At 63.3% G+C, this 13,937-nt stretch carries 12 protein-coding genes; 7 read left to right on the top strand and 5 right to left on the bottom strand.

All coding sequences use genetic code 11. The annotated features are described in order from the left end of the window. Positions 1-19 precede the first annotated feature (19 nt). From ngg to LW136_RS08145, 4 genes are all read left to right on the top strand, one after another. Positions 20-1,759, top strand: coding sequence for an N-acetylglutaminylglutamine synthetase (gene ngg / locus LW136_RS08160; protein WP_179484550.1), 1,740 nt, complete (start codon positions 20-22; stop codon positions 1,757-1,759). A gap of 119 nt (positions 1,760-1,878) precedes the next feature. Further along, positions 1,879-3,084, top strand: a complete 1,206-nt coding sequence (locus LW136_RS08155) for an osmoprotectant NAGGN system M42 family peptidase (protein ID WP_014819799.1) — start codon at positions 1,879-1,881, stop codon at positions 3,082-3,084. Positions 3,085-3,278: 194 nt separating this feature from the next. Further along, entirely contained in the window at positions 3,279-6,026 is a 2,748-nt protein-coding gene (locus LW136_RS08150; RefSeq protein WP_234174930.1) for a hybrid sensor histidine kinase/response regulator, read from the top strand. 44 nt (positions 6,027-6,070) lie between these two features. Beyond that, positions 6,071-6,298, top strand: a complete 228-nt coding sequence (locus tag LW136_RS08145) for a YheU family protein (protein WP_234174929.1) — start codon at positions 6,071-6,073, stop codon at positions 6,296-6,298. 15 nt (positions 6,299-6,313) lie between these two features. Here the strand turns inward: LW136_RS08145 and LW136_RS08140 are convergent, their stop codons facing one another. The 5 genes from LW136_RS08140 to LW136_RS08120 form a co-directional block, all read right to left on the bottom strand. Then, positions 6,314-6,742: a hypothetical protein gene (locus tag LW136_RS08140; protein WP_003301247.1), complete on the bottom strand. Its 429-nt coding sequence runs from the start codon at positions 6,740-6,742 to the stop codon at positions 6,314-6,316. Positions 6,743-6,856: 114 nt separating this feature from the next. Next, on the bottom strand, positions 6,857-7,987 hold the full coding sequence (locus tag LW136_RS08135; protein ID WP_234175241.1) for an MFS transporter: 1,131 nt from the start codon (positions 7,985-7,987) through the stop codon (positions 6,857-6,859). A 128-nt stretch (positions 7,988-8,115) separates the two neighbouring features. Continuing rightward, entirely contained in the window at positions 8,116-8,925 is an 810-nt protein-coding gene (locus LW136_RS08130) for an SDR family oxidoreductase (protein ID WP_014819796.1), read from the bottom strand. A gap of 241 nt (positions 8,926-9,166) precedes the next feature. Next, on the bottom strand, positions 9,167-10,822 hold the full coding sequence (locus LW136_RS08125) for a cation acetate symporter (protein ID WP_234174928.1): 1,656 nt from the start codon (positions 10,820-10,822) through the stop codon (positions 9,167-9,169). Further along, positions 10,822-11,136, bottom strand: a complete 315-nt coding sequence (locus LW136_RS08120; RefSeq protein ID WP_003301253.1) for a DUF485 domain-containing protein — start codon at positions 11,134-11,136, stop codon at positions 10,822-10,824. Before LW136_RS08120 ends, LW136_RS08125 begins: the two co-directional genes overlap by 1 nt. Before the next feature lie 281 nt (positions 11,137-11,417). Between LW136_RS08120 and LW136_RS08115 the strand changes: the two genes are divergently transcribed. The 3 genes from LW136_RS08115 (at position 11,418) to LW136_RS08105 (ending at position 13,861) form a co-directional block, all read left to right on the top strand. Beyond that, positions 11,418-11,642, top strand: a complete 225-nt coding sequence (locus LW136_RS08115; RefSeq protein ID WP_014819793.1) for a DUF2061 domain-containing protein — start codon at positions 11,418-11,420, stop codon at positions 11,640-11,642. A gap of 166 nt (positions 11,643-11,808) precedes the next feature. Beyond that, positions 11,809-13,101, top strand: coding sequence for an alpha/beta fold hydrolase family protein (locus LW136_RS08110; protein WP_234174927.1), 1,293 nt, complete (start codon positions 11,809-11,811; stop codon positions 13,099-13,101). Between the two features lie 4 nt (positions 13,102-13,105). Beyond that, positions 13,106-13,861, top strand: a complete 756-nt coding sequence (locus LW136_RS08105) for an MlaA family lipoprotein (RefSeq protein WP_125877429.1) — start codon at positions 13,106-13,108, stop codon at positions 13,859-13,861. Positions 13,862-13,937 lie beyond the last annotated feature (76 nt).

Raw genomic sequence — 13,937 nt, 5'->3', positions numbered from 1 at the left:
TAGCATCAAGGAACGCACCATGCAGAAGTCCCAAGCCTACGGTCAGCGTCTGTTGCGCGGTCAGGCTCCGACCTACCAGCGGCTGCAGGCACGCTTCGCCGAGGACGGTCAGGAGGAGCCCTGCGGCCCGGTGATCCTGCATTGCGGCTGGGGTCGCATTCTGGTCGGCCACACCTACTCCGATCCCGCCCAACTCGCTGCCGAACTGCTCAACGAGCAGGCGGGCGAGCGCGATATCGCGCTGTACGTCGCCGCGCCACATCAGGTGCTGTCCTATGCACCGCAGCAACTCTTCCTCGACCCCTCCGATACCCTGCGTATCTGGTTCACCGACTACCGCCCTGCGCAGAAGCGTTTCCGCGGTTTCTGCGTGCGCCGTGCCCAGAGCGAAGCGGACTGGCAGGCCATCAACGGCCTGTACCAGGCGCGCGGCATGATGCCAGTCGACCCGGAGCGCTGCACCCCTCGCGAACAGGGCGGCCCGGTGTACTGGCTGGCCGAGGACGAGACCTCCGGGCAGATCATCGGCAGCGTGATGGGCATCGACCACCACCGCGCCTTCAACGATCCGGAAAACGGCTCCAGCCTGTGGTGCCTGGCGGTTTCGCCAAGCTGCCCGCGGCCGGGCGTCGGCGAGGCGCTGGTGCGTCACCTGATCGAACACTACATGGGCCGCGGCCTGGCCTATCTCGATCTGTCGGTGCTGCACGACAACCAGCAAGCCAAGGCGCTGTACGCCAAGCTGGGCTTCCGCGACCTGCAGACCTTCACCGTCAAGCGCAAGAACAGCTTCAACCAGCCGCTGTTCCTCGGCCCTGGCCCGGAAGCAAAGCTCAATCCCTACGCAAAGATCATCGTCGACGAGGCCCGGCGGCGCGGTATCGAGATCGAGATCAACGATGCCGAAGCCGGTCTGTTCACCCTGACCCAGGGCGGCCGGCGGGTGCGCTGCCGAGAGTCGCTATCCGACCTAACCTCGGCTGTCAGCATGACGCTTTGTCAGGACAAGCGCCTGACCCACCGCACCCTGTCTCAGGCCGGCATCTGTCTTCCGGCGCAACAACTGGCCGCCGGCCCGAAGGAAAATGCCGCGTTCCTCGCCGAGTACGGCAGCGTGGTGGTCAAGCCGGTGGATGGCGAACAGGGCATGGGCGTCGCCGTGGACCTGCGCGATGCGACCGAAATGGAAGACGCCATCCAGCGCGCCCGGCAGTACGATAGCCGCGTGCTGCTGGAAAGCTTTCATCCGGGGTTCGACCTGCGCATCGTGGTGATCGGTTTCGAGGTGGTCGCCGCGGCGATACGCCGCCCGGCGGAAGTCATCGGAGATGGCCGCACCAGCATCGGTTCGCTGATCGAGAAGCAGAGCCGCCGGCGCCAGGCCGCTACCGGCGGTGAGAGTTCCATTCCGCTGGATGAGGAAACCCAGCGCTGCCTGCGCGACGCCGGCTTCGACTTCGAAAGTGTATTGCCGGACGGACACCGGCTCGCGGTGCGCCGCACCGCCAACCTGCATACCGGTGGCACGCTGGAAGACGTCACCGCGCAACTGCACCCCGAGCTGGTCGACGCCGCCGTACGCGCCGCCCGCGCACTGGATATCCCGGTGGTGGGCCTGGACCTGCTGGTGCCGGCACCGGACCAGCCGGAGTACGTCTTCATCGAGGCCAACGAGCGCGTCGGCCTGGCCAATCATCAGCCGCAGCCGACCGCCGAACGCTTCATCGACCTGCTCTTCCCGCTCAGCACCGCAGGTTGAGTCTGGCGCGACCCGGCACCAAGCCGGGTCGCCACAGGTCGCTCGTCACTATGGCGGGTCCCGTTCTCCGACATTCACTCCATCCGGTGGCTAAAAAAGCACCGTCAACAGGAGCTCCCATGACCGCAAAACTCCCCGAACCCGATCTCAACTACATGCAACGCGTGTTGCTGGAGATGCTCGCCATCCCCAGCCCCACCGGATTCACCGACACCATTGTGCGCTATGTTGCCGAGCGCCTGGCCGAGCTGGGCATCCCCTACGAGCTGACCCGCCGCGGCACCATCCGCGCCACACTCAAGGGCCGGCGCTACAGCCCGGATCGCGCCGTCGCGGCGCACCTGGACACCATCGGTGCCATTGTTCGCGAGATTCAGGATACCGGCCGCCTCGGCCTGGCCCCGGTGGGCTGCTGGTCGAGCCGTTTCGCCGAGGGCAGCCGCGTCAGCGTCTTCACCGATACCGGAGTTATCCGCGGTAGCGTACTACCGCTACTGGCATCGGGGCATGCCTTCAACACTGCCGTGGATGAAGCACCGGTCAGCTGGGACCACGTCGAACTGCGCCTGGACGCCTATACCTACAGCCGCAACGAAACCTGCGCGCTAGGGGTCAACGTCGGTGATTTCGTCGCCTTCGATCCAATGCCGGAGTTCACCGAGAACGGCTACATCAGCGCCCGTCACCTGGATGACAAGGCTGGCGTCGCCGCGCTACTGGCGGCACTGAAGGCCATCGTCGAAAGCGGCCGCGAACCACCCATCGATGTACATCCGCTGTTCACCATCACCGAGGAAACCGGTTCTGGAGCCGCCGGCGCCCTGCCCTGGGATGTCAGCGAGTTCGTCGGGATCGACATCGCGCCGGCGGCCAAGGGCCAGGCCTCCAGCGAGCACGCGGTAACCGTGGCGATGCAGGATTCCGGCGGCCCCTACGACTTTCACTTATCGCGCCACCTGCTAAAGCTTGCTAGCGAGAACGAAATCCCGGTGCGCCGCGATCTGTTCCGCTACTACCACAGCGACGCCCAATCGGCGGTCGAAGCGGGACACGACATCCGCACCGCGCTGCTGGCTTTCGGCTGCGATGCCACCCATGGCTACGAACGCACCCACATCGACAGCCTCGCGGCCATGAGCCGCCTGCTCTGCGGCTACATGCTCAGCCAGCCGGTCTTCGCCAGCGACTCACAGCACTCGAAGGACTCGCTGGAACGCTTCAGCCATCAACTGGAACATGATGCGCAGATGGAGAACGACACCCGTGTACCACCCGTCGACACACTGATCGGGCGCCAGCACCAACCCCAGGAGCGTGATAGTTGAGCCATCGGCTTACGTGACCAGGCGCCTGCTTCGCACAGTAGACGCTTGCCGCTCGGCGTGTAACTCGGCAAAGTTAACCGGACAAGGACGTGCGGCACTCTGAAGGCGCCATGTAGAGCCCAAGGAATCGGTACCGTCACATCGCTCTACTAATATGTGTCGCCCATTCGGGCGCGCCTCTTCCGGAACGAAACATGACGCCGCGTTCATGCCTGGCTTTGCTGCTGTTTTGCCTGTCGCTCCAAGCCTGGGCAATCTCGCCCGTCGTGTTCGATTCACCCGACCTGCGCAAGTCACTCGGAAGCGGCACCCTCTACCTCGAGGACCCGGATGGCGCGCTGGATGTCGATGAAGTCATGGCATTCGCGGACGAGCGCATGCGCACCGTCGAGAGCGGCCATGTGAACGAGGGCAAGAACAGCTCGACATGGTGGTTACGCGCCAGACTGGTCAACGAGCTGGACGCACCGCTCGGCGGCTTCGTCGAAATCAACTACCCGCTGCTCGACCACATTGAGCTGTTCCTGCAGTACCCCGACGGCAGCATCAGCAGGCAGCTGAGCGGGGATCGCTACCCCTTCGCGGATCGACCGGTAAAGGTCAGCGACTTCTGGTTTCCCGTCGATCTGCCTCCGGGCGAAACCACCCTTCTGCTGCGCATCAAGACCACCAGCACGCTCTACGTGCCGCTGTACTTCAGCAGCTACAACGCCAGCGCGGCCCAGCAACAGGAGTTGAGCGGCATCAGCGGCGCCTTCTACGGCGTGCTGTTTGCGATGTTCTGCTACAACCTGTTCCTCTTCGCCTCGCTGCGCGAGCCGGCGTACTTCTGGTATCTGGTCTACACCCTCAACGTCGGGCTGTTCGCGCTCTCCTTCGACGGCCTGCTGGTCAAATGGCTGGCTGACGACGGCGGGCTGGTGGCCATGGGCATCTACGTCCTGATGTTCAGCCATTGCCTGATCGCCATTCAGTTCAGCCGCCACTTCCTGCACACCCGCGAGCTCTTTCCACGGCTCGACTTGGTGCTGCGCTGCACGCTGCTGATCGCCCTCGGCAGCATGGTTTCCGGGCTGCTGCTGGACGTGCAGACCTGGAGCATCCTGGCCAGCATCACGGTGATCGCCGCCTCGGTCGGCCTGCTTGTCACCGGCGCCTTCGTCTGGCGTCGCGGCGTGCGCTATGGCGTCTACTACACGCTGGCCTGGGGCGTGCTGCTGGCCTCGTTCATTCTGGTCACGGCCGGCTCGTTGGGTTTCGAACTGTTCGGCCTGTACGGAGCGGCGGTGGTCAAGGCCAGCGTCGCTTTCGAACTGATCACCCTGTCCATCGGCCTGGCCGATCGCATCAACCTGCTCAAGGAAGAGGGCTACCGCTCGCGTGAGGCCGCCGAGCGGGCCGCCAGCGAGAACGAAGCCAAGAGCCGCTTCCTGGCCAAGATGAGTCACGAGATCCGCACTCCGCTCAATGGCGTGCTCGGCATGCTGCAACTGCTGCGTGAAACGCCGCTGGACCGCAGCCAGCAGTTCTACCTGGATACCATCTCCAGCTCCGGCAATTCGCTGATGGCGGTGATCAACGACATCCTCGACTACGCCCGGATCGGCTCCGGCAAGCTCAGCCTGGAAGACATCGATTTCGATCTGGAAATCCTGATTTCCGAAACCATCCGGCTGTTCACCGCGCAGGCGCTGGAGAAACAGCTGAGCCTGCACGTAGGCCTGGAGCCCGGCGTGCCGCGACGGATTCGTGGCGACCCCACGCGACTCAAACAGATTCTGATGAACCTGCTGAGCAATGCGCTGAAATTCACCGAGCACGGCCACGTACTGCTCGAAGTCTCCTGCCGCCAGACTCAGGAAGGCACCCGGCGCCTGGTGTTCTGCGTCAGCGACAGCGGTATCGGCATGCGTCAGGAAGTATTGGCGCAACTGTTCGAGTCCTTCTCCCAGGGCGATTCGAGTACCACCCGACGTTATGGCGGCAGCGGGCTCGGCCTGGCGATCAGCAAGGAGCTGGTGGAAATGATGAACGGCCATATCGAGGTGCAGAGCGCACCAGGCCGCGGCAGTCGCTTCTGCTTCGAAATCCCGCTGCAAAGCGCTAGCGACACGGAAGACCCCCTCGCCCATCTGCTCGGCGGCCGCCCGGCGCTGCTCGCCTCGCAGGATACCGAGGGCCTCGAAGCGTTGAGCCATCTGCTGCGGCGCTGGGGCATGCGCACCGAGCGCTGCCAGACCCCGGAATGTCTGCCGGACTACCTGTCTGACTTCACCGCCCCGCCACTGCTGGTTCTGCTAGCGCCCTGGCCGGGTAGTCCGGCGCAGTGGCTGGAGCGTCTTCGCCCGCATCTGGAGGCGAATCAGCGGGTGCTGATGCTCTATTCGCCGGTCCACGAGCCGCCACCGCCATCGCCTGGGTTACGTCTGATCAGCCTGGCGCTACCGCTGCAGAGCACGCCGCTGCGTGAGGCGTTGCAGGCGCTATACACTCCAGCGCCTCAGCAGGCTAGCGAAGCGACCGACGTTGCACCAGCAGAGCAGCCACCCCGCGAACCCTGCATTCTGGTCGCCGAGGACAATCCGGTGAATCAGATGGTGGTGCGCGGCCTGCTGAAAAAGCGCGGTTACGCGGTTCAGCTCGCCGACAACGGACGCCAGGCCGTGGACCTCTATCGTCGCGATCCGGAAGCCGTGCAACTGATCCTGATGGACTGCGAAATGCCGGAGCTCGATGGCTTCGAAGCCAGCCGGCGGATACGCAAGCTGGAAGCGGAGCTTGAATTACAGGCCGTGCCGATCATCGCCGTGACCGCCCACGTACTGGCAGAGCACCGTCAGCGCGGCCTGGAATCGGGTATGGATGAATTCATCGGTAAACCTCTGGAGAGCCGGCAGCTGTATGCTTGCCTGGACAGCTACCTGCAGGGCGGCGCGAGCTAACGTCCGCCGGCCTTGTGGCAAACCGGCTCACCCGAAGAAATCCCATGCTCATACCGCACGACCAGCTCGAACCGGACACCCTGACCCGCCTAATAGAAGATTTCGTCACCCGCGACGGCACCGATAATGGTGACGAAACCCCGCTTGAAACCCGGGTGACACGGGTGCGCCGCGCGCTGGAGAAGGGGGAGGCGGTGATCGTCTTCGACCCCGACAGTCAGCAATGCCAGCTGGCCCTTAGGCGCGATGTGCCGCGCGAGTGGCTGGACTGAACGACGCCGCGCGTTTCAGCCGAACAGACCGCTCTCGCGCTCCCAGGCACAGCGCATGCGCAGGTCGCTCTGCTGCGGACTGTGGCTGCCGGTATCGGTTTCCCAGCGAAAGGTGTGGGTGCCGTTGAGCTCGGTTTCCAGGTGCACCACCGCGCTGGTCCAGTACAACTGCTTGAGCAGCTCCTCGAAACGCTGGACCCAGAGCGCCCACTCGTACTCCACTGCGCGGTAGCTGGCACCGAAGTGGATCACCTGGGTCTGGTACAGGCCCAGTTCCTCGTTACGGCAGAAGGAAAACATTTCGCGACCGATGAAGGGCCAGGCCTCGCCCTGCGGCAACGCCTGCACGGCAGCCAGATTGTTCGCCCGGCGCTGGCGGCACTGCTCGGGGTCGGCGGAAGGCCAATCACGGATGCAGCCATAAACGATGGATTCAGACTCCACTCGAAACTCCGAAACGCAGGGATGAACTGGGACGGCGAGCTTTCTAGCACAGCGCGGCGGGCGGGTCACCCGCGGCTTGGGAAGTGGTGAAACAGGCCACAGCCTCGGGACGGTTCAGCAATCCTGATGCCGTGGCCGCAGGCGCATCGCCAACAACGACATGCATGCCGCCATGCCGGTGAGGACCAGGAACGGCATGCGATAGTCACCCGCCAGATCACGCCCGAGCCCGGCCAGTACCGGAGTCAGGCACGCCAGGCAGTAGCCGGTGCAGAGCATCATCGCGGTCAGCCGGCTGACCGCCAACGGAGTATTGGCTTCGTACATCGGCGAGATCAGCGCCAGGGAGAAGGTGCCGTTGAGCGCGACGCCGAGCAGCATGCAGACCACCAGGGGTTGCCAGCTCGGTGCCAGAGCGATTGCTGCCAGGCAAAGGGTCGCCAACCCGCCGCACGCCGCCATGATTCGATGCCGATTGCCCAGCCGCTGCGCCAGCCAGGGCATGGCAAAGGCACTCGGCAGGCCGATGAGCATGAAGCCACTGAAGAACGCATTACTTTGCAGCAGGCTGTAGCCAACCTCGTGATAACGAGCCACCAGCCAAGTGGCCAGCGCGTAGAACAGCCCGGCCTGAAGGGCGAAGTAGACACTGAGCAACCAGGCCCGAGGCTCCTTCCAGGGCAAACCGGCACGACTCTCGCTGGCGGCTTCCGGCTGATTGGGCAAGCGCGACCAGATCAGCAGCGCAGCCAGGGCCGGCAACGCCCAGAGCGCCAGGCCACGCGTCCAGTCCTGCCCCATCACCTCGGTGGCCGGCGCCGTCACCACTACGCCGAGGGTGCCGCCGACCGCCATGCTCAGCGAGTACCAGGCGGCGGTCTGGCCCATGCGTTCGAGGAAGTAGCGCTTGATGAAACCGGACAGCAGCGGCCCGGCGACGGCGATCCCGGCGCCAACCAGCCCGGCGGTGCCGATCAGCAGAACGGCGTTGTGGCCGAACAGCCGCAACAGCAATGCCACGCCGATCAGCCCGAGGCACAGCGCGATGCTGCGCTCCAGCCCGAAACGCACTGCCAGCCGCGGCGCCAGGGGCGCGAGCAAGCCCATCAGCAGAACCGGCAAGGCCGTGGTGAGACTGATCAGACCGCGAGAAAGCGAAAGCTCTTCGGCGATGCGCTCGATCAGCGGAGCGAAGGAGGTAATACCTGGGCGCAGGTTGATGGCAGCCAGGACCAGCGCCAGCATCAGCAGCCCGCGGGAGGGAAATTTCACAAGCGATCCATAGGGTTACGGCGAAAAAAGCCGGACAGGCAACCCTACTCCCCGCCCCTCCCCGAGGCAACCGCAGCGGCCGCCGAAGCGGCCGGGCAGTCTCAGAGCGCCTTGCTCTTGGCGCGTTTCTTTTCGGCCAGCAGCGCCATCTCGTCGTAGATCGCCTGAGGGTTCTGCTGCTTGACCTTCCAGGCCATACGGCCCTCGTCGTGCGGCAGGATCATGAACTCGCCCTTGGCGACCTGCTGGTGGATGTAGTCAGCGATGTCCGCCGCAGTAATCGGCGAGGACTCCAGCAGCTTGCCGATCTGCGCCTTCACGTTTGGCGTCGGGCCGCGGAAGGAATCCAGCAGGTTGGTCTGGAAGAACGACGGGCAGACCACATGCACGCCGACCTCGGCCTGGCGCAGCTCGACCAGCAGGCTTTCCGACAGCGCCACCACGCCGGCCTTCGCCACGTTGTAGTTGCTCATGCCCGGTGCCTGCATCAGCGCCGCCATCGACGCGATGTTGATGATCTTGCCCTTGCTCTTTTGTACTAGCGGCAGGAACGCCTTGCAGCCCTTGACCACGCCCATCAGGTTGATCGCGATCTGCCAGTCCCAGTCCTCCAGCGACAGCTCGTCGAAGAAGCCGCCGGAAGCCACACCGGCGTTGTTGACCACGATATCGATGCCGCCAAGCTTCTCCTCGCAGGCCTGGGCGAAGGCGATCAGCTGGCTGTAGTCACGCACGTCGCAGCGCATGGTGAAGCCGTCACCGCCCGCTTCGCGGACCATTTTCAGGGTTTCCGCCAGGCCGCCTTCGTTGACATCGGAAAGCGCCAGCTGCCAGCCCTCACGCGCCCAGCGCAGGGCAATCTCGCGACCAAGTCCGGAGCCGGCACCGGTAATCATCATGCGGTTGTGCATCGTTGTGCTGCCTTTTGTTGTTCGGGTAGTGGCAGCGAGTCTAGCGAATGCCGGGGCACGGACCGGCATCCATCAGACTGCTGAATGCCCTTGGCAAACCCGCGGCTGATGGGGCTGACCGCGCGGTTCTGGGCAGGCAATATGGGTGCAGGATGGGGCTGTTGCAGCCAGATGACAGCCCTCCTTGCAGGCATTAAAAAGGGCAGCCCGCAGGCTGCCCTCTTGTGTTGCCGGCTGGACGTCAGTGCGCGACAGCGCCAGTAGCCCCCAGGCCGGTCTGCGAACGAACGAACTGGGCGAAGAAGCGCTCGCGCTCCTCTCCAGCACGTTTGGACTTGTCGGTGACCGAGAAGAACCAGATGCCGGCGAATGCCGCAGCCATCGAGAACAGCGCCGGGTACTTGTAGGGGAAGATCGCTTCGGCGAAGCCGAATACGTCGACCCACACGGTCGGGCTGATGATGGTCAGCAGCAACGCGGTGAACAGCCCCAGCGAGCCACCAAACAGCGCACCACGGGTGCTCAGGCCCTTCCAGTACATGGAAAGGAACAGCACTGGGAAATTGCAGCTGGCGGCGATGGAGAACGCCAGGCCCACCATGAAGGCGATGTTCTGCTTCTCGAAGATGATGCCGAGCAGAATCGCCACCACGCCCAGACTCAGGGTGGTCAGCTTGGTTACGCGCATCTCGTCCTCTTCCCGCGCCTTGCCCTGCTTGATCAAGCAGGCATAGAGGTCATGGGAAACCGCCGAGGCACCGGCCAGGGTCAGACCCGCCACGACGGCGAGAATGGTGGCGAAGGCGACCGCGGAGATGAAGCCGAGGAACAGGTTGCCGCCCACCGCGCTGGCCAGGTGGATGGCGACCATGTTGGTGCCGCCGACGATGGCGCCGGTCACGTCCTTGAAGTCCGGGTTGGTGCTGACCAGCAGGATCGCGCCGAAGCCGATGATGAAGGTCAGGATGTAGAAGTAGCCGATGAAGCCGGTGGCGTAGAACACGCTCTTGCGCGCTTCCTTGGCGTCAGAGACGGTAAAGAAGCGCATCAGGATGTGCGGCAGGCCAGCGGTGCCGAACATCAGCGCCAGGCCGAGGGAGATCGCCGAGATCGGATCGGAAACCAGGCCGCCCGGGCTCATGATCTGAGCGCCTTTCTCATGGATCTTCACTGCTTCGGCGAACAGGCTGCCAAAGTCGAAACCGACACTCTTCATCACCATGATGGCCATGAAAGAGGCGCCGGACAGCAGCAGGACCGCCTTGATGATCTGCACCCAGGTGGTGGCGAGCATGCCGCCGAACAGCACGTACATGACCATCAGCACACCGACCAGCACCACGGCTACGTAGTAGTCCAGGCCGAACAGCAGCTGGATCAGCTTGCCGGCGCCGACCATCTGCGCGATCAGGTAGAAGGCCACCACGATCAGCGAACCGAACGCCGAGAGCAGACGGATCTGAGTCTGGCCCAGGCGATAGGACGCCACGTCGGAGAAGGTGAACTTGCCCAGGTTGCGCAGGCGCTCGGCCATCAGGAAGAGGATGATCGGCCAGCCGACGAGGAAGCCGATGGAGTAGATCAGGCCGTCGTAGCCACTGGTGTAGACCAGCGCGGAAATGCCCAGAAAGGATGCCGCCGACATGAAGTCGCCGGCGATCGCCAGGCCGTTCTGGAAGCCGGTGATGCTACCACCCGCGGTGTAGTAGTCAGCCGTGGAGGTGTTGCGCTTGGCCGCCCACTTGGTGATGCCCATGGTGAACACGATGAACACCACGAACATGATGATGGCGGTGTAGTTGGTGGCCTGTTTCTGGACTTCGCCGGTGATGGCATCGGCGAGAAGCACAGGCGAGACTGCCAACAGCAGGGCAGTCATCAGAAAACGCAGGATCATTATTGCTGTGCCTCGTTGAGGATTTCCTGGTTGATGCGATCGAACTCACCGTTGGCACGCTGCACGTAGACACCGGTCAGGATGAACGCCATGAAGATCACCCCGACGCCAACCGGGATACCCCAGGTGGTCACGGTATTGGCGGACAGCGGAATGCCGAGGATCTTTGGCTCGAAGGCGATCAGCAGGATGAACGCCAGGTAGGCGCTGAGCATGACGGCCGATAGCAGCCAGGCAAAACGGCCGCGCTTGGCAACCAGCTCCTGGAAACGCGGATTGGCATAGATCTGCCGGTAAACATTTTCATTGTGCATTGGAATCTGTCTCCACGGTCGCTACCCCCCGGTGGGAGCAGGGGCGGCTACTTTAGGCTTGGGTCGGATGAACACCACCCGACTTTGGTCTGAATGCAGTTCACAAAAACACCCGTCGTAGAGCCGTTCAGCCGCGGAAAATGGGGCGCCGCAACAAATCCACATACAAATAGTGTGGCGCTATGTCGCACATGCGAAACGTTGATTTCAGACATTGCCCGGGCTCGACCAGACTCTCTTCATCGCGAGAACGATTCTCGACTGCACAAGGAGACGGGGCCATGCTGAAGACCGTGACGTTCACCCTGATGCACTTCTGCATCGCCTTTTCGGTGACCTATGCACTGACTGGCAGCATCGCCATTGGCGGCCTGGTCGCCACCGTCGAACCGCTGTGCAACTCGGTGGGCTTCTACTTCCACGAGAAGCTCTGGCAGCGTTTCGAACGCAGTCCGGCAAGCAAGATGCCCATCCCCAAACATGCCTGGCTGCACCATCACGCCTGACGCCGTCGTCATTTCTCATTCTGCGCAGGGATCGAATCCGCAACCGCGCTGCCATAGTGAAGTTGGCTTGCGTTGTGCAGCCGATGCAGTTCTATTGGGACAGGTAGCGCGGGACGCCGTCGCTGCCTTGCCACAGGCCAACCGGGCCTGTTAACGGAGAAGCACCATGCAGCTGTTGTTGCGCCTGACCGCCCTGCTCGCCCTGGTCGTTGCGCCTGTCCACGCCGCCGATCTGACTGTCGAGGAGTACGGCTTCCCGCTGTCCAACCCCTTCGAAGCCACCATCGCCGGTACGCCCATCGAGCTACGCGCCGAAGTGCCGACCGATGACGATATCGACCAGGCCGACTACAACCTGCGTCTGCGTCCCGAACGCGAGTTCACCCTCCCGGACAACTTCTGGCCGGTCAAAAAGCTGCGTTATCGGCTCGCTCGGCAAAGCGGCCCCGCGCCACTCATGTTCATCATTTCCGGTACCGGCGCGCGCTATTCGGCAGGCAAGACCGAAGCCCTGAAGCGTCTGTTCTACGGCGCCGGCTACCATGTGGTGCAGTTGTCGTCGCCGACCAGCTATGACTTCATGTCCGCCGCCTCGCGCTACGCAACACCCGGGATCAGCAGCGACGATGCCAAAGACCTGTACCGGGTCATGCAGGCGGTCCGCGCGCAGCACCACAAGCTGCCCGTCACCGAGTACCACCTCACCGGCTACAGCCTCGGCGCCCTGAATGCCGCGTTCGTCAGCCAGCTGGACGAAACCCGTCGCAGCTTCAACTTCAAGCGCGTGCTGCTGCTGAATCCGCCGGTCAACCTCTACACCTCGGTCAGCAACCTGGACAAGCTGGTGCAGACCCGCGTCGAAGGCATTAACGACCACACCACCTTCTACGAAGTGATTCTGGAAAAGCTCACGCGCTATTACCGTCAGAAGGGCTATATCGACCTCGACGAGGCCGTTCTCTACGACTTCCAGCAATCGAACCTGAAGCTCAGCGACGAGCAGATGGCGATGCTCATCGGTTCAGTGTTCCGCTTCTCCGCCGCGGATATCACCTTCACCTCCGACCTGATCAACCGTCGCGGCCTGATCACACCGCCCGAGTATCCGATCAACGAAGGCACCCGTCTGGAGCCGTTCTTCAAGCGCGCACTGCTGTGCAACTTCGACTGCTACATCACCGAGCAGGTGATTCCGATGTGGCGCGCCCAGTACGACGGCGGCAGCCTGACCCAGCTGATCCAGCAGGTCAGCCTGTACGCACTGGAGGATTACCTGCGCCAGAGTCCGAAGATCGCCGTCATGCACAACGCCGACGACCTGATCCTCGGCGAGGGTGACCTCGGCTTCCTGCGCCGTACCTTCGGTGATCGCCTGACCCTTTATCCGCGAGGCGGCCACTGCGGCAACCTCAACTACCGCGTAAACACTCAACACATGCTGGAGTTCTTCCGTGGCTAAAGGAATGCTGCTGCCGTTGCTTCTGGCCAGTGGTCTGGCCTTCGCCGACACGCCGAAGGTGGATGAGGATGGTTTCACCCATCCGCTGCGCAATCTGGAGTTCAATCCCGGTCTGGATCAGCGCGAGTTCGAGCGCGCCACCTTCCAGGCACTGGATGTCTACGATCCGTTCGAGTCGGTCAACCGGCGCATCTACCACTTCAACTATCGGCTCGATCAGTGGGTGATGCTGCCGGTGGTCCGCGGCTATCGCTACGTCACGCCGCCGACGGTGCGCACAGGCGTGAGCAACTTCTTCAGCAACCTCGGCGAAGTGCCGACGCTGTTCAACAGCCTGGCTCAGCTCAAGGGCCAGCGCGCGGCGAATGCCACCGCACGCTTCCTGTTCAACAGCATCCTGGGTGTGGGCGGCCTCTGGGACCCGGCAACGCGCATGGGGCTGCCGCGTCAGAGCGAAGATTTCGGCCAGACCCTCGGTTATTGGGGCGTTCCCCAGGGTCCGTACCTGATTCTTCCAGCGCTGGGCCCGTCCAACCTGCGCGACACCACGGGCCGCGTGGCCGACTTCGCCGTCGAGCGGCAGGTGGAGTTTCTGCAGTATTCCGAAACCACCGGCGGCGAGTTGAGCCTGACGGCGCTGCGGGCCGTCAATGCGCGGCATGTCACCAGCTTCCGCTACGGTCAGCTCAATTCGCCGTTTGAATACGAGAAGGTGCGCTACGTCTACAGCCGGGCGCGGGACTTGCTGGTAGAGGAATAACCCACTTTATCGATTGTTTGTAGCGATATTACGCACCCATTAATCGAAGCAACCCACCTACTCTTGGCGAATTCAA

The organism is Stutzerimonas kunmingensis (assembly GCF_021432085.1).
Taxonomy (GTDB): Bacteria; Pseudomonadota; Gammaproteobacteria; order Pseudomonadales; family Pseudomonadaceae; genus Stutzerimonas.
Note: the sequence above shows the minus strand (reverse complement) of the source record. Positions and strands in the feature narration are given on the sequence as shown.